Origin of the sequence: Pedobacter sp., from assembly GCF_037719805.1 — a bacterium.
Lineage (GTDB): Bacteria > Bacteroidota > Bacteroidia > Sphingobacteriales > Sphingobacteriaceae > Pedobacter.
Genome location: NZ_JBBJLZ010000001.1, coordinates 539,500 through 559,933, shown reverse-complemented (window position 1 = coordinate 559,933; position 20,434 = coordinate 539,500). Strand labels below are relative to the sequence as shown.

Sequence of the window (20,434 nt, the reverse complement as noted above, 5' to 3'; positions counted from 1 at the left end):
CGGTTCCGTTAAAATCGCTTTATCTTTGTCCAATGGATGTTTTCGGTGAAGCGTTAAAAGATTATTTTTCCAAGCCCCCTTCAGAAACACTGTGGGTACATAATTCATATGATGTGCCAGAAGAGATGCCGGTTGAAATTTATTTCCGCGAAGAACAGGACATGCCTGATCTTGAACTGAAAGCTTTGGAATTGTGTAAAGGAAAGGTCCTTGATGTCGGCGCAGGTGTAGGTAGTCATGCTCTAGTGTTACAAAACAGAGGATTTGACGTTACCGGCATGGATATATCTGCGTCTGCGGTTAATATCATGAAGCAGCGGGGGCTTAATAAGGCCGTTCAGGCAGACATCATTAAATATCACGATGAAACGTTTGATACGCTGCTTTTTATGATGAATGGCATTGGGTTAACAGGATCTATCGACGGTCTTAGTAATTTTTTACAAAGCGTTAAAACCTTGCTTAATCCAGGTGGACAACTCGTTTTCGATAGCTCAGACCTTTCCTATCTCTATCAAGAGATATCCGTTCCATTGAAGGGATATTACGGCGAAGTTACCTTTAGATATGAATATAAAAAGGTCAAAGGAGATTGGTTCAAATGGATATATGTGGATCAGGAGACCTTAAAAAGCCTTGCTAAAAAGCAAGGCTGGATAGCTGAAATCGTTTTTGAAGACGATCAGGATCAGTATCTGGCTAAGCTCTCTCTTCCCAAATAACGGCGATATTGATAATGGTTTGAACAGCCTTTTCCATGTCTTGCACTGAAGCCCATTCTTGTTTCCCATGAAATGCATGCTCTCCAGCAAATATGTTTGGACAAGGTAATCCCATAAATGACAACCTGGAGCCATCGGTTCCTCCGCGGATACTTTGGCGTTTTGCGGTGATACCGGCACGCTCTATTGCCTCGACGCCAATCTCCATAATCTGGGGATGTTGATCAAGCACCTTTTTCATGTTTCTATACTGCTCAGTCACCTTGAGCTCATAAGTTGAATTCGGGAAATCTTCAATGATGTTCTGCACTGTAGCGTCTAAGAATTCAGCATTCGCTTGTAATTGATCGTCATCAAACGCCCTGATAATAAATCTGGCTTCTGCCTGTTCTACAGTTCCAGAAAAACTTACAGGGTGAATGAAACCTTCTTTATCTTCGGTTGACTCCGGAGAAAGGCAATCCGTAGGCAAAGCGCTGATGACGTCTGATAAGATTTTAATGGCACTTTCCATCTTGTCTTTTGCAAAACCTGGGTGCGTGCTTACTCCATTTATGGTTAACACAGCTCCATCTGCCGAGAAGGTTTCATTCTCAATAGAGCCTAAGGTCTCCCCATCAACGGTGTAGGCGAAAGCAGCACCTAACTTGTCTATATCCACCTTGTCTACTCCCCTTCCGATTTCCTCATCAGGAGTAAAAAGAATTTTTATAGTCCCGTGTTTTACTTCCTGATTCGCTATAAGGAAATCAGCGGCTTCCATAATTTCAGTAAGGCCAGACTTGTTGTCTGCCCCTAAAAGTGTAGTGCCACTGGCAGTAATAATATCGTTTCCAATCTGATCTTTAAGGTCAGGATGCGCTTTCATTTTCAAAACAATGGTATTGTCATCCGGCAATATCAGATCTTGTCCCTGATAATTTGCATGGATGATCGGCTTTACACCTTGTCCGCTACAATCTGGTGAGGTATCCATGTGTGAACAGAAGCAGATTACAGGGACGTTTTTAGCGGTATTAGATGGAATAGTAGCATATACATAGCCGTACTCATCAAGATGCGCATCGGCAATCCCCATGGCCAGAAGCTCTTCTACCAAAACTTTTCCTAGATCCTTCTGTTTGGCCGTGGATGGGATAGTAGCGGATAGCGGGTCAGATTGGGTATCAATCTGAACATACTTTATAAAGCGCGTTTGGAGGGAATTAGTTTTATTTTGATAATTTAGCATAGTCTTGTAAAAACGCAAAGTTATATAAAAATCCATGAAAATACTTAGCACTACCGTTATTGCCTTATTGCTTTGCATGAACGTCTTTGCCCAGTCCAACTTTTATAAATTAAGTGTGGGGGCTGGACTTGGATATACCCATTCTTTTACGGATGTACAGAAACATGACTTCGATCTTGCAGGATATGGAACGCTGGATTACCATTTCACCCCCTTCATGAGCCTAGGTGGCGAACTGCAAAGAGGACAGATTGTAGGAGGCAGCGTACAAACTGATCCTCACGAGCGACAATTCTTAAATTCATACACGGCTGCTACTCTTAATGCGAAGTTGGCATTGGGTGCACTTATTGATTACGACAGGAATTCCTTTTCTAATTTTGCAAAAGACTTATATATAGGTGCAGGGGCGGGTATAATTCATAACAATATTAAAAGCATTGCAAAAATTCAGGAAAGTACGGGGTATAAGTTCCCGATTAAAGAGTATTCAAACGATATTGTTTTCCCATTCAATCTAGGCCTAAACGTTTATTTCAAGAGTTACGCCGGGTTTCCAAGACTAGCGCTCAACGTCAATCTTCAAACAAACATTACTATTGGTGAGGGCCTCGACGGTTATGATGACTCACCTGTTAAGTTTAAAAACAGCAATCCAGACATTTATAATTACTATAGCGTTGGCATTAAGTACCACTTTGGTCCAGTGGGTATATCCCAAAAAAGCCATTTTTAGCGCATGAATGCAATGAAACGTTTAACTACCTTATTATTGTTGCTAATGGCAATTGAAACTTCAGCACAGGTAACTCCGTATGAAACCAGCGGCAAAAAAGAGACTGCAACCTATGATCAGGCAATAGCACACTACACGTCGCTTGCGAAGCACTACCCACAAGCAAAATTACTGACTTATGGGAGTACTGATTTTGGAAAGCCGCTGCATCTTGTGGTGCTCTCCAGAGATAAAATATTCGATCCTTTAGCGGTAAAGAAAGCGGATAAGAGAGTGTTGCTGATCAATAACGGCATCCATCCCGGAGAACCGGAGGGGATTGACGCCAGTATGATGCTGGCGAGAGACCTGTTGAAAGGGGATTTATTACCCAAGGATGTGGTGATCTGCATCATTCCCATTTACAATATAGACGGAAGCCTTAACCGAACCAGCACTTCCCGAGCTAATCAAAACGGTCCGCTGGCCTATGGCTTCAGAGGAAATAGTAAAAACTACGATTTGAACAGGGATTTTATTAAATCAGACTCCAAGAACTCTCTTGCTTTTCAGCAACTATTCAATACCTGGCAGCCTGAGATCTTTGTAGATACGCATACCAGTAATGGTGCAGATTATCAGTACACCATGACATTGATTCCAACACATAAGGATAAAATGAACCCTGTTTTGTCTCAGTACTTAAATGCTAAAATGTTGCCCTCGCTGTATAGTGAGATGGCGGCAGTAGGGTATGAGATGACACCATATGTTAATTCTGTTGAGGAAACTCCTGATGCAGGAATTACCGGTTTTCTCGAGTCACCACGATACTCTACGGGCTACGCAACCCTGCACAATGCCATTGGCTTTATGCCTGAAACGCACATGCTCAAGGCCTATGACAAGCGGGTGGATGCTACTTATAAGCTATTGCAGATCTATATTGGCATTGTTGAACGGGATGCGAAAGTCATTGGCGAAAACAAGAAAAAAGCAGATGCGCAGGTAGCTTCGCAGCAGGATTTTGCTGTGGATTGGAAACTAAATAATACAGTTTTTGAGACTTTCGATTTCAAAGGTTATGCAGCAAAGTACAAACCAAGTGAAGTAAGCGGTCTTGACAGGCTATACTATGATAGAAACGAGCCATACACCAAACCTATAAAATACTGGAACACCTTCGACGCTTCCACTACGGTTAGTAAACCGATGGCCTATATTATTCCGCAAGCCTGGTCGAAAGTTATTGAGCTGTTAAAGCTAAACAATGTTAAAGTTTCGACCCTGTCTGCCGACCAGCAGATTGAAGCTGAATCTTATTATATTACCGATTATAAAACTGGCAACAGGCCTTATGAAGGCCATTACCTGCACTCAGGAGTTAAACTTAGTCCGAAAAAAGAAGCACTCCAATATTATAAAGGAGACTTTGTGGTTTACGTAAACCAACCCACAAACAGATACATTGTTGAAACGCTGGAGCCCCAAGCAATGGATTCGTTTTTTAACTGGAACTTTTTTGACTCTATGTTGACTATGAAAGAACACTTTTCTGCCTATGTATTTGAAGACACAGCAGCAGAATTATTGAAGAAGGAGCCTTCATTAAAGAAAAAGCTGGACGAAGAAAAAGCCAAAAACCCGGAACTTGTGAAGAGTGCTGAAGCGCAGCTGGACTTTGTCTATAAAAATTCCGCATACTTCGAGAAGACTTACACCCGATACCCTTTTGCACGTATGCTGCAGGACGTCAAACTAACCCTTAACTAATGGATTTTATTAACAACACGCCAGTAGCCTCATTCATTCTAATTTTTACCATAGTTACGAGTATCTATGCCTTTAACGACAATAGCGTAATGGGCAAATTCATCCTTAGTCCCTACAATGTTTACCGCAAGCACAAGATCTACACGCTGATTACAAGTGGTTTTATACATGCAGATTGGATGCATCTGATCTTTAATATGATAACATTCTTCTCATTTGGCTTTGCTTTAGAAAGAATGATTGGCTCTGTTAATTTTGCGATCCTGTATTTCGTGAGCTTAGTGTTGAGCGACCTTCCAACCGTTTTTAGACACAAGAACGATTTGTGGTACAACAGCCTTGGTGCTTCTGGTGCTGTGAGTGCCGTTATTTTCAGCTTCATCCTATTCCAGCCTTTCTCGAAGATGTACATTATGCCCATTCCGTTTGGCATCTGGGCAGTTGCATTTGGCCCGCTATATCTGGTTTATTGCGCTTATGCATCTAAACAATCGAGGGATAACATCAATCATGATGCGCATATGTATGGCGCTTTATCAGGCATGATCCTTACGGTACTGTTAATGCCAGGAGTATTACCTTATTTCATTGAGCAAGTTGCGAACAAGATTGGCTAATGAAGTGCTGAATAAGAAAGGTTTTACCTTTCTTATTCAGCAAATGCTTTCAGAATTCGTCTCTTATAGGCTTCGCACGACTTTTGCGGTAAACGATTTGAAGACCAGTAAAGTAGAAGAGTTTTAAGCCCAGGTTTAAATTGTAATTTTGTATATGGAAACATTAATAGTACATCCTAAAAATAAAAAAGAACTTGTCGCCGTTAAAGCGATTTTAAAAGCGTTGAATGTCGCTTTCAAAAAAGAAGAAGAAAGTCCTTATAAGCCGGAATTCGTAGCGGAAATCAAAGAAAGTCAAGCACAGGCAAAACAAGGCAAGGTCATTCGTTACACACATGACGAGCTGACAAAACCGTGCAAATAGATTTCACAGAAATTGCAGACCAGCACCTGAAGCTCTTTCTTAAATCCGGAAACAAAAGCATACTGAAGAAAGTTGTCCAACTTCTCAAGGCCATTGAGGAAAACCCATATGAGGGCATCGGCAAGCCAGAACAACTAAAACATGAATTAACTGGTTTATGGTCAAGAAGAATTAACACGGAACATCGTTTAATTTATGAAATTACCGAACATGTAATTGTCGTGCATTCATTAAAAGGTCACTATTAGTATTCTCTTATAAAGGTTTCTTGTCCAAACGTACCGGCAGTATCAATAGTTACGCTGTTGCCGGAAGAGCGGGCGGATTGAAATAACTGATCGGGTTTGCTGGATCTTTGATAATTTCGAACAATGTATGTCCCCATGGTTTCCAGAAATCCTGAAGGACCTGTGCATAGGTTTTATGCTGCCAATGGTCGAACAGCGCCTTATTTATCGTACCTCTTAATGGCATTGCATCAATATAAATTGTACCCTCTACAGGAAGAATTGAATACTCTGGCAACCTGTTGAACAGGTAAGCAGAGTAATAAAATCTGGCGGCTAATTCTTCGAATTGTTGTGCAGATAATGTGGTATTTTCAATCTGCTGTAGGATTTCATGATGATATCTTTTATTGGTACCATTATCCTGTAAAACAGCAATGATCGCAAAGTCTTTGAGCTTCAATGAAAAGGTGAGTGTATTGATCTCATCGCGGAAGCTAAAGGGTGTATTTTTATCTTCCAGAGGAACGATAACGATCGACCATGGTTTGAAATCCTCAAACTCTACGTTGGTATAAATACCCTGAATCATGGTATGAAGGTTACCGAACTTGTGCATCAATCCTTGTGACATATTAATCCCGTCTTCAGAAATTTGCTGCTGTTTAACTGCAGCGTGCATCTCAACATAGAGTAACCCATACATAAACTTACCGATCCAGCGGAAAAGGTCCACCTCCTCCAACTGCGATACACCCGCGTATCCTGCTGCAAATGCACTTGCAATTTTCTCCTCTAAAGGACCAATGAAATGTGTTAAAACCTCTTGATTACATGGAACCGTCAAGGAGTTATAACTTCGAATACTTTCATCAAGAAGCTTGATCTGCTCCTCCCCACTAAAATCAGCCACCTCCAACAACCATTTAGGCAGAATAGGAACTTCCACTACCGGAGAACTGAAAGTATCGCCACTTAAGAAGCAATTCTTGTATTTGAAATCAAAATTTTTGAAGGGTTGATATATTGTGCTATTCATTACTGGAACAATATTAGGTATATTATTTTTACATTGGCTACCAGCCCTATTTTTTTAACTTTAACATTACGGAAAACGCCGTTTCAATTATGCATGCAATTAATACGCCTTATTTACTGGAGTTGAAGCATTCCTTTTCAATAGCAAAATTTTCCAGAACAAACACTCCGGTCATGCTCTTGAAGCTAAGTTACGAAGGCATTGAAGGTTATGGTGAAGCTTCTATGGTTCCCTACATGGGTGAAAGCTTTGAGACGGCAAACCTCTTTCTAAGTAAGGTGGACTGGCAGAAATTTAAGTTCCCTTTTGATTTTGCGTCCATAATTCAGTACCTGGACAGCCTCGACGCTGGGCATCCTGCTATTAAAGCAGCGATAGACATCGCACTGAACGACATCAATGGAAAGTTGCTTGACAAATCATGTATGGAGATCTATGGTGCTGCTGCTTCAAAGATGCCGGTTACCTCCTATACCATCGGAATTGATTCTTTAGAAGTCATTCGTGAAAAGGTGGCAGACGCAAAGAACTTCAAGGTACTTAAAATCAAACTTGGGAGGGACAATGATAAAGAACTGATCCGTACGATCAGGTCGGTTAGCGACGTACCGCTGTATGTTGACGCGAACCAGGGTTGGACTGACAAAGCGAAAGCTATAGACCTGATCTATTGGCTACATGACCAGGGTGTTTTGCTGATTGAACAACCAATGGATAAGCAGGATAAAGATGGCAATGCCTGGCTAACGGCAAGAAGTCCGATTCCGATTCTGGCAGATGAGGCGGTGCAACGCCTGGCAGACCTGGATGATCTAAAGGGTGCATACCATGGAATCAACATTAAACTGATGAAAAGCACTGGAATGTACGAAGCCCATCAAATGATTTTGAAAGCTCGTTCGTTTGGTATGAAAATCCTGATTGGATGTATGAGTGAGACCTCCTGTGCGACCTTAGCAGGAATCGCTCTCGCACCATTATGCGATTGGGCGGATTTAGATGGGCCCTGGTTAACAACCAATAACCCATTTAAAGACCCGGAAATGTTGGAAGGAAGATACGTTCCGACAACACTTCCAGGTCTTGGACTGGAAGGAATTCCTACAAGTCTTTTTCCTTATTCTTAAGCGTACCTCTGATGTCTTTGATCAACTGAATCTTTACATAAAGAAAGAATCCGGCCGTTGCTACAAATAGTGCGGTTATCAGATAAGCTTCATTTTTGAAAGACCAGAATATCCCGCAGATGGATACAATTAGCCCAAGGTTATAAAAAACGTTTAATGCGATCTTTCTCTTCATCGCTTAGTAAACCTGCATATCAGGATCGAAAGCCTCTTGCCATGCAAGTATACCGCCCTTAAGATTGTATAAATTGGTAAGGCCTAGCTGCTGTTCAAGCTGCATCACCGCCGCAGCACTTCTCTTACCACTTCTGCACTGCATAATTACTGGTTTGTCTGTAGCAATTTTATCGGCTTCAATTAAAATGCCTCCCAGAGGGATATTCTCACCATTTATATTAGAGGTTTCGTACTCAAAAGTCTCTCTTACATCAATCAATTGAAAATCTTCATTGTTATCGATTTTCTCTTTAAGCTCCTCGACAGTTATCTCCTTTATCATATCATTTTGATTTTTGTAAAGATAAGGAATTCAGTCTTAAATCTGTAACAACTAAGTGGGCTAGGCGTTTAATAGTAGGTCTTTTGCTAACTTTGGAAAACAATCATGAATTCACTATCGCGCTTTTTTTGGTTTTGTTCTGGTGCGCATATGCCAACTCTGAAAAAGCATCCTACCGAACAGAATAAGTATTTCGGTATCGGAGCTACTATATTTTTTACTGGCTTATTTGCTACGCTATCCGGGGGCTATGCCATGTACTTTGTTTTCAAAGGAGATACTGGCGCCTGGCTTTTTGCTGTACTTTTTGGGTTGATCTGGGGCCTAGCCATTTTTAACATGGACAGGTATATCGTGTCAAGCATCAACAAAAGTGCAAGTACGGGCAAGCAGATCCTGCAAGCCACACCCCGGATACTACTTGCCATCATGATCGGCATGGTGATTTCCCGTCCACTAGAGCTTAAGATCTTTGATAAAGAGATCAGGGAGCGCTTAAAGGTAAGTTATCTCAATAATCAGCGTTCTAAAATAGACACATTGAACCTTGCTTTCGGTAACAAATATAAGATTGAGATAGCAAAACTTGGAGAAAGTAAAGCCCAGCGTGATTCATTGGAAAGTGCAATCAAAGCAGATAGACAAAAGCTAAACTTCGAGATCTTCGGAAATAAGACCACCGAGACCTCCGGAGTAATGGGCTACGGTCCATATGCAAAAAGGAAAGAGCTCGAATTGCAGCAACGGCAAAAAGATTTAGACACCCTTTCCTCTGAAGTTAGAAGGCTCGAAGGCTTCGTCTTGGATCGGAAACAGTTCGACGGGTTGATGAATGAAAAGTTATTCACAGATAAGAAGTTGGATAGCCTTGCTTCTGTGGCCGGCTTTGCGGACAGAAACTGGGCGCTTGGTCAATTGAGCTTCAATAGAAACGGCACCAGAGACACGACGACTGCAATAGCAATTACTTTTATCGGACTCCTCTTCATATTCTTCGAATGCTTACCGGTATTTGTGAAGTTAATGAGCGGAAGAGGGCCTTATGATCGTTCGATAGAAAACGTGGAAGATTCACAGATCCATGAATCCAATAAAGATAAAGATTACGAAGTCACAGTCATTGATGGCGTACATGACACGCGCGTTTCTTCGGGAATAACGGAACGGAAAAACAAACTAAATTCTACCAATTAGCTTAGATAACAAATGAAAAAAATCTCCTATTTAGTCCTGGCGCTCTTCATCGGCCAGCAGAGCTACGCACAAACCATAGAAAAGATCATCTCCAAAGAATATGTTGAAAGACTTATAAAAACGCTGAGCAGTGACGACATGCAGGGCCGCGCTACTTTTACGCCGGGAATTGATAAAGCAGCAACCTTTATTGCATCTGAATTTAAAAGTATTGGTTTAAAGCCACTAACTGGTGAGACCGGTTTCAGACAGTCTTTTGCGAAAGTTCAGTTGAAACCATCAGAGGCGAAGGTTACCATAAATGGCAAAGTGATTGATCCGGCTAATGTTATGGCATTTGGAAACACTTCAGAAAATCTATCGTTTGACCAGTCAAGTAACACACCTGTAGTTAACTTTGATGCTTCGAAATCTTTCATGGAGCAGTTTCGGTCGATCTCCCGAAGCGGAACGAAGCAAATCGTAATTGTTAACCCTAGTTTCGCTTCAGATTTCCAGAGGATTAAAGTCCGCCTGGATCAGGGAAGTATCGTTGATAAAGGTAACATCAGCAGTGATCCAAAGGCAACGATATTCATCTTAGATGCGGCCTTATCAGTAAAAAACTATAAGATCGAAATAAAGAATTCGCTGCTTAATATGCCGCTATTTAATGTCGCAGGTATGATTCCCGGCAAGTCAAAGGCAAAAGAGATTGTGGTTTTTTCGGGTCACTATGACCATTTGGGTATCATTAAAACTTCTGAACAAGACAGCATTGCCAATGGTGCAGATGATGATGCGTCAGGCATTACTGGAATGATTGCACTTGCAAAATACTATAAGCAGTTAAATAACAACGAGCGAACATTAGTATTTGTCGCCTTTACTGCCGAGGAAATTGGTGGTTATGGATCACAATACTTTTCTTCAAAGCTGAATCCGGACGATGTTACAGCGATGTTTAACATCGAAATGATTGGTAAAGACAGCAAATTTGGTCAGAATACGGCTTATATCACCGGTTTTGAGAAGTCCGACTTCGGTACAATCCTTCAAAAGAATTTAAAAGGAACTGAGTTTACTTTCCATCCTGACCCCTACACTGAGCAGCGCCTGTTCTACAGAAGCGATAATGCAACACTTGCAGCATTAGGTGTTCCAGCTCATACCATCAGTACTGTGCAAATTGATGGAGACAAGTTATACCATACTGTGAAGGACGAATTTAGCTCACTGGATGTAAACAACATACTTTCAACCATCCGCGGAATAGCAAAAAGCGCAATAACAATTGTAAAAGGAACTGATACGCCAACAAGGATTCCGAAACTGACCAACTAAATTACTTCTTGAACCATATGAACATCTTTAAAATTTTAAGCCTGACCGTGCTTACCACCACAGCATTGTCGGCCAACGTGCGAACTGTCACTGCTCAAAGTGCAGAAACGTTATTGTTAAGAACACCTGCAGTTAGTGGAAACAATCTCGCTTTTGTATATGGAGGAGATATTTGGATCTCTGACAGAGATGGCAGCAATCCAAGACGATTAACAGTAAACCCGGCAGTGGAACAAAATCCTGTATTTTCTCCTGATGGCAAATCGATTGCCTTCACAGGAAATTATGATGGAAACAGCGATGTGTATGTAATTCCCATTGAGGGAGGTTCTCCTAAGAGAATCACTTACCACCCGAGTGCCGATATGATAAGAGGTTGGTTGAGTAATACAGAATTATACTTCACAGCAACCAGGGATTACAACTACGCATTGAGTCCAAGAATGCACAGCATTAATTTGGATGGCACAAACGAAAAGCCTTTGATCATGCCGGAAGCTGTTCAGGGATCCCCTTCTGCAGACAAGCGTCATTGGGCTTATATCAAAAACACTGATCCTACGGATCGTTCCAACGTAGCATTTAAGCGGTATAGAGGTGGCGGTATGCCACAGGTCTGGATTTTCGATACGCAGACGAAAACCATTGAGGTTATCCCTGGCACGGGATCAAACAATGTTAAACCGCAATGGTTGGGTGACAAAGTCTATTTTCTTTCAGACAGAGCGCTAACTATGAATCTGTTCAGCTATGATGTAAAGAGTAAAAAGACAGACAAGCTAACCCAGTTCAATGATTACGACATCAAATCATTAAATGTTTCTGCAGGAACCATAGCGTTCGAGCAGGCAGGTGAAATACATTTGTTCGATGTGACAGGCGGTAAAGACAACACCGTTAAAATAAGCATTCAGGCAGACGCTCCTTATAAACGTCAGCATTACATTGACCTTGCGAGTGATGTGAGAAATTTTGAATTGTCCCCTAAAGGAGTTAGGTCATTGTTTGAAAGTCGCGGTGAGATCTTTACTATCCCTAAAGAAAAGGGAGAAGCAAGAAACATTTCAAACTCACCAGGTAGTTACGAAAAATATCCGGCATGGTCACCTGACGGGAAGTACATCTCTTACCTATCGGATAAAAATGGAAAGTATCAATTGGTTTTGCAGAACCAGGTAACTAAAGGTGCCCCAGAATATATTGACCTGGGTACAACTCATTTTTACTTCCAGCCAAGTTGGTCGCCAGACAGCAAGAAGTTGTTTTATAGCGACAGTCATCTGAACTTATATTATATCGACATCACAGTCCGCAAGCCGGTCTTGGTTAAAGCGGATAAACTGGGTTCACACACCAATCGTACTTACAATCAGTTGCAGCCCGCCTGGTCTCCAGACTCAAAATGGATTTCTTATGTAGCCACTTTGCCGAGCACTGTAAGCGCCGTTTATCTATACAATATTGAAAAGGAAACCCATACGCAGGTTACAGATGGAATGAGTAATACTGGAAACCCAACATTTAGCAGAGATGGTAAGTATTTGTTTTTCTTAGCGAGTACCGATGTTGGCTTGACCAATAGCGGATTACATATGTCCGCTTATCAACGCCCGGTAAATTACAACGCTTATGCATTGATCCTTTCGAAAAAGACTCCCTCACTTTACAAAACAGAGAGCGACGAAGAAGCGGTGAAAGCTGATGAACCTGCTCCCAAAAAAGCAGAGCCTAGTAAAACTGGAAATAAGAAAGAGGCGAAGGCAAAAGCACCTGAAGCAGCTCCTGTGCCTGTCAAAAAACCAATTGAGGTTGATCTTGAGGACTTGAGTAACCGGATTATTTCTTTACCAATTCCCGCGGGTGGAATAAACGGGATTGATGGCGGTGTTGAAAATCAGCTGATCTATGTCAGAAATGGAGAAATCGCTTCTTTAGATCTAAACAAGATGGAAACGGCCACATTGGTCCCTGGCTCTTATGGCGTTGTGATTAGCAGCGATGGCAAGACCATGATGTATGCTGCAAGAGGCGGCTACTATATGGTTCCTGCTGGACAGAAGCCCGCTACACCAGAAACCGGAAAAGTAAAACTGGACGGCATAAAGGTATTGGTGGATCCCGCAGCGGAGTGGAAACAAATGTTCAATGAAGTATGGCACCAGGAGAAAGAATATTTTTATGCAGAGAACATGCATGGTGCTGACTGGGCAGCTATAAAAACTAAGTATGAGAAATTTCTTCCATATGTAAACCATCGTGCCGACCTGGCTTACCTCTTCAATGAGATGATGGGAGAAATGGTTGTGGGTCACAACTACATTTATCCAGGAGATGAACCGATGGCCCCAGCTGTGGCAGTAGGCATGCTTGGAGCAGATTATGAGGTAGTCAATGGTGCTTACAAGATCCGGAAGATCTTTACCCGGTTAGATTGGAATCCAACATTTAAGGCGCCTTTAGCGGAGCCTGGTTTGAACATCAAAGAAGGTGAGTATATTGTCGCCGTGAACGGTGTTCCAGTAACAAGCGAGACCTCAATCTATAGCTTGTTTGATTTCAAAGCAGGGAAGCAAGTGGCTATTAAGATTAATAGCAAACCGGGTGTTGACGGTGCAAGAGAAGTAGTAGTAGTACCTATTACTTTCGCTTCTGAACTGGAGCTTAGAAAGATGGATTGGGTGGAAGGTAACCGCAAGCGTGTTGAAAAAGCAAGTGATGGTCAGATTGCCTATGTCTACATGCCGAATACTGGTGAGGATGGCTACAAGTATTTTAACAGATACTACTTCTCTCAAATGGATAAGAAAGCTTTATTGATGGATGAAAGAAATAATGGTGGCGGTTGGGTAGCTGATTATGTCATTGATCTTCTAAGCCGTGAATTAATGAGTTATTGGGCAATACGAGACGGTAAAAGCTTTACTACTCCAGGCAACGGAATATTTGGTCCGAAAGCCATGCTAATTAATGAGAACGCAGGTTCAGGTGGCGATATGATGCCTTACATGTTTAAAAATAAAGGACTTGGTAAATTAATTGGACGCACTACAATGGGAATATTAGTCGGTATCAGCGGATATCCTTCTCTATTGGATGGAGGAAGCATTACTTCCCCTAACTTCGGAATCTATGATACTCAGGGGAAATGGATTATCGAAAATGAGGGAGTTGCACCTGATATATTCGTTGAATCTACACCTAAGGATTTACTGGAAGGTAGAGACCCACAATTGGAACGTACCATTAAGGTACTACAAGAGGAGATGAAAACGTACAAATACCCTAATGTAGCTAAACCAAAAGACCCGATTAGAGGCCACTAGTTACAGCAATTTCTCCATTACATAATCATTCATAAAGAAACCGTTGCCAATATCTAGGTCAACGGTTTCTTTAATTTTAAAGCCAGCGCGCTGATAAAAATCAGCGGCTTTATTGTTTCTGTTTACGTTCAGCTCTAAAGAAACCGCGCCTGCATTTTTAGCGATATTGGCCACTTCGTTCATCAACAACTTACCTATTCCCTTACCATGTGCAAAAGGCAACACATAGAGCTTATGTAATTTGTAAGTGTTTCTCTCGGGGTCCGACAAAGAGAACCCAGCGAAGCCGAGGTCTTTCTCATTCTCTTCAGCAATTAAGAAAACATGCCCTTCTTGTAATTGAGAAATCAACGCCCCTCTACTATACATCTTGTCGAGCATGTATTCGATTTGATCCATGCTTAATATGCTTTCGTAAGCACTATACCAGGTATTGTTTGCAATCTCCTGGATGATTTCAATGTCCTTCTCTTTAGCTTTTCTTAAAATAATCATAATGTCTCACTGATAAATAAGTAGGAAGGACTAAATAGAAACTCCACAAAACCATCATGGGCCACCTCGTATACCCCCGGCTCAAGAGGCTCTAGATTCTGGTAGGTGAACTCCTGGCCATCGGCAATTGTAAATATGGTCCCTGACGGTTTCCATACTTTAAAGCCCGACTTTATAGCATAGGCTTTATAATTCCCAGTAAAAAGAACAATGTTTATTTGAGAAATATATTCCTTAAAGCTTTCAAACTCTCCGTCTGAATCGATTAGGTTTACTGCTGGATAGCCCTCTGAAATCAAGTATTCCAGAACCGACTTCATATCGCTATTATCCGTGTTGATACTTTTTGTGTTCTCCTGAAAAATAATAGAATCCTCCGGGTTGACCACGATGTCGACTTTTAGTCCCAAACTAATCACCTTCTCGAATTCTGAAGAGTTGACGACCAAGGAAGGGCTCCATTCTAACAACTGACCTAAGTACTCTTCATCAAAGTTTCCAAGGTGATGTATGTACAATGCTGGCTCCTGCTTTTCGCGAACGATGTGGTGTGACGACATGCGACTAAGATAGCAAGTAAAGAATTATTTTACGCTTTCCTTTTCTCCATAATTGAATTTAAGAGTTTTGCCACCTCTTCCTGCTGCATTAAATACCCTGAAGGATAGGTTCCTTGACGCAGGGATCGGCTCTGCATAGAGTTTACTGGTTTTATCGGGTTCCGTACCATCTGTTGTGTAACGGATCTCAAACCCTGGAAGCTGTACGTTTGCAGAAACTTTACCTTCTTCTAGAATTAAGCCTGCGTTCGGGATTCTATATCGGAAACCGCCAGCGTAAGAGTCAAGCCTGGGAAGCTCTTTTTTTGCCAGTACATTCACAAATTCTGACCATGCATACTGATAAGCGGATGCGGCTTTCTTAGCATCTACTTGTACCGCCCAGTCTGGATTAGGCGACCAGCTCCGTTCCGCTAATCCCAACAGCTTAGGAAGCATAAGATATTCCAGCTGATTTTCAGTCGTAATAATCTCACTCCAAAGGGGTGCCTGCAGACCCACGATGTTAAGTTTACCTGCCTCTGTCAGCCTTTCTTTGTTGGCGAAGTGGTTCGGCTTTAAAGGGACGCCACGTTCGTCTTCTTTCTGACTTTTGTAAAAGTCGAACGGTATGAAGCTAAACAGTTTATCCACATCAACATAGCCGCCCCAATACTGACCAGGTTCATCGAAGTTCTTGTTGTAAGACAGATCGATGTACATGTTGGTCACATTGGTTAATATAACTTTATACCCTGCATTAGCTAGCTTATAGGCAAGGTCTTCATTCGGGGATAGATTATTCCAGACATTGGCGTGGAAGTTTTCTCCAGCAAACCTTGGATCAAGTACCATTTGCTTCTTGCCGTTGACCAGCTCTTTTTTCAGGCCAATTTCTTCCCATCCGGATAAAAAAAGCTTTCTATCTTTGAGGATTCTATTGACATTCTTATAGTAGTAGTTCCAGACTTCATCCACAGACTTAACACTGGCATCGGTCTTTAATAGATTGGCTACCGCAGGAGACTTTTCCCAAACTCCGGCAGGCACTTCGTCACCACCAAAATGAATGGTATATAGGGGTGCATTTGCCTCCTTGTAAACAGCAATCATCTCGTCAGCGAGCTTTTCGACGAACTTATATACTGATGGCAGTGCTGGATTGATGACATTATCATTCCATCCTTGAACGGATGTGTATATCGATAAATCATTTAGATCTCTCAACATGTATTCTTCCGCACCTTGCTTATTCCCTGCTTTTAATAACCTGTCGTAACGGACATTCATTGATTTAATTGCGGCACGTGCATGTCCGGGTGTCTCGAATTCTGGTATCACCTCCACATGTCTTACTGTTGCATATTTCAAAATCTCCAGGTAATCCTCCCTGCTTAGAAAACCACTCCCTGAGTTGGCATTAACATTTGGACCAGAACCGTAAGACGGTATAAGATTATCTTTTTCTGTTAAGGTATGTCCGCGTTTTGATCCTATGTCAGTGAGTTCAGGTAAGCCTGGGATCTCGATTCGCCAGCCTTCGTCGTCATTCAGATGTAAGTGCAGCACATTCAACTTGTATAAAGAGATCATATCAATTACCTTAAGAATCTCTTTTTTGCCCTGGAAGTTTCTAGCAATATCCATCATAAAGGCACGATGAGGAAACCGCGGCACATCGCTAACGAGAATTCCTGGTATGGAAATAGACTCCTGTTTAGCCGACCAGATTGAGGGAGAAAAAAGATTCTTCAACGACTGGATGCCGTAAAACAATCCTTTATTTCCTGAAGCACCGATGATAATCTCGTTAGAAGTAATTTGAAGTTTATACGCCTCTTTCGAAGGTAAAGCAAGCTTCTGCAAGATGATTACGTTTTGCTTTTCAGTAGTTCCTACCAATGGCTTAAAACCAAAAAGCTTGTCTATTTCCTCTGATAGATATGCTGCTTCATTCGCAAAAGAAGGGTCGGATATAAGCTTTGTTAGCTTGTTGAGGTTAAAGATATCTTTTGTCTTCTTTGCGCTGGCAGGTGTTGGAAAAATGGATGGCAGTAAGGAAAGCGGAATGTCTTCGATTTTATCATTCTCCTGATAGTTCTTTTCTGCAATCACTTGCTGCTGTCTGGTATAGTCAACTGCTGTTAACGCTTCATATAATACAGGTATGGCCTCTGAAGGCCTTGAATTAAACACAATGTAGAAACCTCTTGGAAAATCCGTTCGCTTAATAAGGTTCCTGGAAAGAAGCGGTATAACCACTGATTTACCTGGAGCCAATCCCCTAAAGGTTTTACCTGGTATTGCTTTAAAGAAGTCCCCATTAATCAATTCTACATTGATCAAGGCACCAGTTTTATTAAGGCTTTTAGGGGTAGCGGCATTGAAATACAATGTCCATCCAGATGCAGGAAAGACCCCACCGCTTAGATTGGTTAGCGTTAACTTTGAATAAGTTTCTGCTGATCCCTTGTAATTATTTTCCACCGTCTCAAAGGTAATTTTTAACCGTTTAGCATCGAAAGGGCCTTTTTTTTGAGAGAAAGAAAGTTGGCTTATAAGTATACTCAGGAGTAGAAAGAAGGACTTTTTCATATCTTTTTATTACGTAAGCAAGTTATTAAATTTTTAAGCGAATGTTTCTTTTCTCTAACAAGCCGGTAGCCAAAACGATCAGTATAGCATATAACATTGATTTAGCTAAACCCATAGCACCAGTTCTAAAAAATACAGGAAGCTGAATCCAAAACGTTCCAAGTATCGCATAATGTATATAAGGAAGAAGATAGCTTGTCAGGGTACTGGTTCCCGCAGGCTTAATGGGCTTATACCAGGCAATTATCTTTTTAACATCCGTAATGTAAACGGTAAACAGGAAACCGAGGATTGCAATTCCCGCACAAATGGTGGTCCAGGATGGGGTAGCTTTTATCTTTGATATGCCCCACATAGGCCGGGTCAGTACTCCGAATAGGATCAATAGCACTGCGAAGGCAATCGTGTAGATCCAAAACTTTCGGTCTTTTGATGTGAATTCTTTATAAGCCATTGCCGTCAATATGCCCGCCATACTTAATGCAGGCATCGATCCGTCTCCTGAGATCCAAACATAGTTTTTTATTGTTGCCAATGATTCTAACCAGCCTAAATAGTTAGCAGAACTAAAGAAAACAAAGAATACTAAGGCAACTATTTGTATCCAGATTTTGCCCTTTGAAAACAAATAAACGGAAGAAGAAATGAAATAAGCCCATCCAATTAACCCCAGGATGCCCCACCAGGAAATTTCCATTGCAAGGATACCGTCACCATCATTCGTCTCAAAGGTTGAGATTAAAAGAATCAATAGAACTACACCAATACCCTTTAAGATTTTCACTAACCCAGACTGAGGACTTTTATAATCAAGCCATAGGAGAAAAAATGCTGTTATCAACAGGATCATCCATATTCCACGGGGTACTTCCGCATCATCGCTATAGTTTTCCGCATTCACCAGAAAAAGACCCATAACGATCAAGGCTATAGTCCGGGAGAGTATGTGTAGAAAAATGCGCACGTCACTGTCGCCCTTTTTTTTCCGACTTTCGATAGCATAGGGAACTGAGAGTCCTACTATGAAAAGAAAGGCGGGAAAAACTACATCTGCAAGTCCCATTCCGTCCGTATCTGCTGAAACATGCTCCAGCCACGAGGGAATGTCAATCAGTGTCCATAGGTCATTAACAAAGATCATCAAGATCATGATCAAGGCCCTGAATGCGTCAATTGAAATCAGTCTTGTAGTAGGTGCTGGTGATATATCTGTCATTAGCGGACTTAGTTTAAACTAAAAATCCTAACCCAAGCGATATTCTTTGGGGTTAGGATTTTAGAATAGCTTACTTAAGAGTAGTGTGAACTGCGGTCATCAATGAATTTGCCCCTTTGACATCATAGTCTCCGGCATATAAGTAGGCGCCTTTGAATCCGTTAGTTTTAATGTATTCGGTTTTTCTGTTTATCAGAGGGATCCCATTGTAATACACGCCAAAGTCAATTGGAGACGTTTCCTTATTGAATGCCGTCGCATCTTTAGCGATGATCTGTTTATAGGTAAGATAATCATATGAGCCCCAACCGAGGTTGTTGCCGCTTGCGTCTATTGCAGTGTAGTGTGCACCGAAAGCAGGAAGACCGATCACCAGCTTGTTTTTAGGCAACTTGTTAGCCCAAATAGTAGCTCCGGCCACCATATGATCATAGCTCGATCCTTGTCTTCTTGGAGCAGCCGGACCAACGTTGGTTCCATCTTCGAACGCATGAACATTGATCCAGTCTGCTTTGGCAAAGTCTGCCAAAGGATAATCCCAGTGCAAATAGTTCGTTGTAACCGATACGGTTAAGATTTGAGTAGGTAAAGCTGTTCTCAGTAACGTCAATAACGGACCTATTGCCTTCATGCTGGCAGTAGTTACTGAGCCAACATCATTACTAAGATCTGTCATTAGGATATCGACGCCGTCCAACTTGTGATCCCGTACATATTGAGCAACTGAGGCAGCTAAGGCCGTTCTTTTAGTAGGATCGCTAATCACAGAACCAAAATCTACACTATTGTACAGTGCCCAGCCATCAACTCCCGACAATGTGCCGGTAACGCCCAATAAAATAGGTACACCACCTATATGAGACCTGGCCACCAAATTATCAAGGTTCTGATTAACATTCCCCCTCGAAAAATCAACAGCTCCGGAAGGGGTAACCCTTGCTCCCGTAAAGGTTAAATGCGTGACTGCAGTTAAATCTACATCTGCAAATGTGGCGTTCTCTGTGAGGTAAGCCATCGCAACATTGGTATAGGGTTTAGGGGTGTAAGTAGATGGGCTTACCAACACGTTTGATATCCTTGTAGAGACCTGACCATTATAAGTGGCTTCAACCTTTATTACATATTCACCTCCTGCGGTAGGTGTGAATGTAAATGTAGTATCAGTAGATACTTCTACATCATTGACCTTCCAGGAGATTTTGGTTTTTTCTATAGGTTTAGGTGAAAATGTTAAGCCTGAATAGATTGCAGACTGTCCTTGAAAAATAATTCTGTTTGGCGTAGTAAATGCTGCAGAGTTGTCTATAATCCTAGGATGAAAATTTTCGTCAAAATCTGCGTCTTGTCCCTTCTCACACCCCGTGAACACGGAGAGGAGAACAAAGCTGAGTAAAAAGTATTTAATATTTTTCATGATTATATGATTTAGTCATTG

Annotated in this window: 19 protein-coding genes; 10 read left to right on the top strand and 9 right to left on the bottom strand. The window is 41.6% G+C overall.

Going from position 1 to position 20,434, the window contains the following annotated elements; genetic code table 11:
• Window positions 1–32 precede the first annotated feature (32 nt).
• Window positions 33–722 (top strand): class I SAM-dependent methyltransferase, encoded by a 690-nt coding sequence (locus WKF66_RS02560; RefSeq protein WP_489672836.1) that lies wholly within the window; start codon window positions 33–35, stop codon window positions 720–722.
• On the opposite strand, the gene pepT is transcribed toward WKF66_RS02560, so the two are convergent.
• Window positions 700–1,953, bottom strand: coding sequence for a peptidase T (gene pepT / locus WKF66_RS02555; protein WP_489672835.1), 1,254 nt, complete (start codon window positions 1,951–1,953; stop codon window positions 700–702). The genes WKF66_RS02560 and pepT overlap by 23 nt on opposite strands.
• A gap of 34 nt (window positions 1,954–1,987) precedes the next feature.
• On the opposite strand from pepT, the gene WKF66_RS02550 reads away from it, so the two are divergent.
• The 5 genes from WKF66_RS02550 (at window position 1,988) to WKF66_RS02530 (ending at window position 5,670) form a co-directional block, all read left to right on the top strand.
• On the top strand, window positions 1,988–2,689 hold the full coding sequence (locus WKF66_RS02550; RefSeq protein WP_489672834.1) for a hypothetical protein: 702 nt from the start codon (window positions 1,988–1,990) through the stop codon (window positions 2,687–2,689).
• Between the two features lie 3 nt (window positions 2,690–2,692).
• Entirely contained in the window at window positions 2,693–4,441 is a 1,749-nt protein-coding gene (locus WKF66_RS02545) for a M14 family metallopeptidase (RefSeq protein WP_489672833.1), read from the top strand.
• Window positions 4,441–5,058, top strand: a complete 618-nt coding sequence (locus WKF66_RS02540) for a rhomboid family intramembrane serine protease (RefSeq protein ID WP_489672832.1) — start codon at window positions 4,441–4,443, stop codon at window positions 5,056–5,058. The genes WKF66_RS02545 and WKF66_RS02540 overlap by 1 nt, the downstream gene beginning before the upstream one ends.
• 154 nt (window positions 5,059–5,212) lie before the next feature.
• Window positions 5,213–5,422, top strand: a complete 210-nt coding sequence (locus tag WKF66_RS02535) for a DUF2683 family protein (protein ID WP_489672831.1) — start codon at window positions 5,213–5,215, stop codon at window positions 5,420–5,422.
• Entirely contained in the window at window positions 5,413–5,670 is a 258-nt protein-coding gene (locus tag WKF66_RS02530; RefSeq protein ID WP_489672830.1) for a Txe/YoeB family addiction module toxin, read from the top strand. Before WKF66_RS02535 ends, WKF66_RS02530 begins: the two co-directional genes overlap by 10 nt.
• A 49-nt stretch (window positions 5,671–5,719) precedes the next feature.
• Here the strand turns inward: WKF66_RS02530 and WKF66_RS02525 are convergent, their stop codons facing one another.
• The gene (locus tag WKF66_RS02525; RefSeq protein WP_489672829.1) at window positions 5,720–6,688 is read right to left on the bottom strand and encodes a hypothetical protein; all 969 of its coding nucleotides are present in this window, start codon (window positions 6,686–6,688) and stop codon (window positions 5,720–5,722) included.
• Between the two features lie 89 nt (window positions 6,689–6,777).
• Between WKF66_RS02525 and WKF66_RS02520 the strand changes: the two genes are divergently transcribed.
• The gene (locus WKF66_RS02520; protein WP_489672828.1) at window positions 6,778–7,815 is read left to right on the top strand and encodes a dipeptide epimerase; all 1,038 of its coding nucleotides are present in this window, start codon (window positions 6,778–6,780) and stop codon (window positions 7,813–7,815) included.
• On the opposite strand, the gene WKF66_RS02515 is transcribed toward WKF66_RS02520, so the two are convergent.
• Both WKF66_RS02515 and WKF66_RS02510 read right to left on the bottom strand, forming a co-directional pair.
• Complete coding sequence (locus WKF66_RS02515; RefSeq protein ID WP_489672827.1) at window positions 7,790–7,990, bottom strand: DUF6358 family protein; 201 nt, start codon at window positions 7,988–7,990, stop codon at window positions 7,790–7,792. The two genes, WKF66_RS02520 and WKF66_RS02515, sit on opposite strands and share 26 nt — an antisense overlap.
• Window positions 7,991–7,993: 3 nt before the next feature.
• Window positions 7,994–8,311, bottom strand: a complete 318-nt coding sequence (locus WKF66_RS02510; RefSeq protein ID WP_489673329.1) for a rhodanese-like domain-containing protein — start codon at window positions 8,309–8,311, stop codon at window positions 7,994–7,996.
• 108 nt (window positions 8,312–8,419) lie between these two features.
• Here WKF66_RS02510 and WKF66_RS02505 point away from each other — a divergent pair, with 108 nt between their 5' ends.
• The 3 genes from WKF66_RS02505 to WKF66_RS02495 are packed head-to-tail and all read left to right on the top strand — an operon-like array spanning window position 8,420 to window position 14,154.
• Window positions 8,420–9,508, top strand: coding sequence for a DUF4407 domain-containing protein (locus WKF66_RS02505; protein ID WP_489672826.1), 1,089 nt, complete (start codon window positions 8,420–8,422; stop codon window positions 9,506–9,508).
• Between the two features lie 12 nt (window positions 9,509–9,520).
• Window positions 9,521–10,831: a M28 family metallopeptidase gene (locus WKF66_RS02500; RefSeq protein WP_489672825.1), complete on the top strand. Its 1,311-nt coding sequence runs from the start codon at window positions 9,521–9,523 to the stop codon at window positions 10,829–10,831.
• A gap of 17 nt (window positions 10,832–10,848) precedes the next feature.
• Window positions 10,849–14,154, top strand: coding sequence for a S41 family peptidase (locus WKF66_RS02495; RefSeq protein WP_489672824.1), 3,306 nt, complete (start codon window positions 10,849–10,851; stop codon window positions 14,152–14,154).
• Here WKF66_RS02495 and WKF66_RS02490 read toward each other — a convergent pair whose 3' ends face one another.
• From WKF66_RS02490 to WKF66_RS02470, 5 genes are all read right to left on the bottom strand, one after another.
• Complete coding sequence (locus WKF66_RS02490; protein ID WP_489672823.1) at window positions 14,155–14,649, bottom strand: GNAT family N-acetyltransferase; 495 nt, start codon at window positions 14,647–14,649, stop codon at window positions 14,155–14,157.
• Window positions 14,646–15,209 carry a thiamine pyrophosphokinase gene (locus WKF66_RS02485; protein WP_489672822.1) on the bottom strand — a complete coding sequence of 188 codons (564 nt, stop codon included), beginning with the start codon at window positions 15,207–15,209 and terminating at the stop codon, window positions 14,646–14,648. Before WKF66_RS02485 ends, WKF66_RS02490 begins: the two co-directional genes overlap by 4 nt.
• Window positions 15,210–15,233: 24 nt before the next feature.
• The gene (locus WKF66_RS02480; RefSeq protein ID WP_489672821.1) at window positions 15,234–17,783 is read right to left on the bottom strand and encodes a family 20 glycosylhydrolase; all 2,550 of its coding nucleotides are present in this window, start codon (window positions 17,781–17,783) and stop codon (window positions 15,234–15,236) included.
• Between the two features lie 25 nt (window positions 17,784–17,808).
• Window positions 17,809–18,999 carry a DUF5009 domain-containing protein gene (locus WKF66_RS02475; RefSeq protein WP_489672820.1) on the bottom strand — a complete coding sequence of 397 codons (1,191 nt, stop codon included), beginning with the start codon at window positions 18,997–18,999 and terminating at the stop codon, window positions 17,809–17,811.
• A 70-nt stretch (window positions 19,000–19,069) separates the two neighbouring features.
• A complete protein-coding gene (locus WKF66_RS02470; protein ID WP_489672819.1) occupies window positions 19,070–20,413 on the bottom strand; it encodes a glycosyl hydrolase family 18 protein in 1,344 nt (447 codons plus the stop codon).
• Window positions 20,414–20,434: the final 21 nt, after the last annotated feature.

Coding starts and splice junctions, on each gene's coding strand:
- WKF66_RS02480 (WP_489672821.1), bottom strand. CDS start 17,783: ATGAAAAAGTCCTTCTTTCTACTCCTGAGTATACTTATAAGCCAACTT.
- WKF66_RS02550 (WP_489672834.1), top strand. CDS start 1,988: ATGAAAATACTTAGCACTACCGTTATTGCCTTATTGCTTTGCATGAAC.
- WKF66_RS02525 (WP_489672829.1), bottom strand. CDS start 6,688: ATGAATAGCACAATATATCAACCCTTCAAAAATTTTGATTTCAAATAC.
- WKF66_RS02485 (WP_489672822.1), bottom strand. CDS start 15,209: ATGTCGTCACACCACATCGTTCGCGAAAAGCAGGAGCCAGCATTGTAC.
- pepT (WP_489672835.1), bottom strand. CDS start 1,953: ATGCTAAATTATCAAAATAAAACTAATTCCCTCCAAACGCGCTTTATA.
- WKF66_RS02520 (WP_489672828.1), top strand. CDS start 6,778: ATGCATGCAATTAATACGCCTTATTTACTGGAGTTGAAGCATTCCTTT.
- WKF66_RS02515 (WP_489672827.1), bottom strand. CDS start 7,990: ATGAAGAGAAAGATCGCATTAAACGTTTTTTATAACCTTGGGCTAATT.
- WKF66_RS02560 (WP_489672836.1), top strand. CDS start 33: ATGGATGTTTTCGGTGAAGCGTTAAAAGATTATTTTTCCAAGCCCCCT.
- WKF66_RS02535 (WP_489672831.1), top strand. CDS start 5,213: ATGGAAACATTAATAGTACATCCTAAAAATAAAAAAGAACTTGTCGCC.
- WKF66_RS02505 (WP_489672826.1), top strand. CDS start 8,420: ATGAATTCACTATCGCGCTTTTTTTGGTTTTGTTCTGGTGCGCATATG.
- WKF66_RS02490 (WP_489672823.1), bottom strand. CDS start 14,649: ATGATTATTTTAAGAAAAGCTAAAGAGAAGGACATTGAAATCATCCAG.
- WKF66_RS02545 (WP_489672833.1), top strand. CDS start 2,693: ATGAATGCAATGAAACGTTTAACTACCTTATTATTGTTGCTAATGGCA.
- WKF66_RS02470 (WP_489672819.1), bottom strand. CDS start 20,413: ATGAAAAATATTAAATACTTTTTACTCAGCTTTGTTCTCCTCTCCGTG.
- WKF66_RS02475 (WP_489672820.1), bottom strand. CDS start 18,999: ATGACAGATATATCACCAGCACCTACTACAAGACTGATTTCAATTGAC.
- WKF66_RS02540 (WP_489672832.1), top strand. CDS start 4,441: ATGGATTTTATTAACAACACGCCAGTAGCCTCATTCATTCTAATTTTT.
- WKF66_RS02495 (WP_489672824.1), top strand. CDS start 10,849: ATGAACATCTTTAAAATTTTAAGCCTGACCGTGCTTACCACCACAGCA.
- WKF66_RS02500 (WP_489672825.1), top strand. CDS start 9,521: ATGAAAAAAATCTCCTATTTAGTCCTGGCGCTCTTCATCGGCCAGCAG.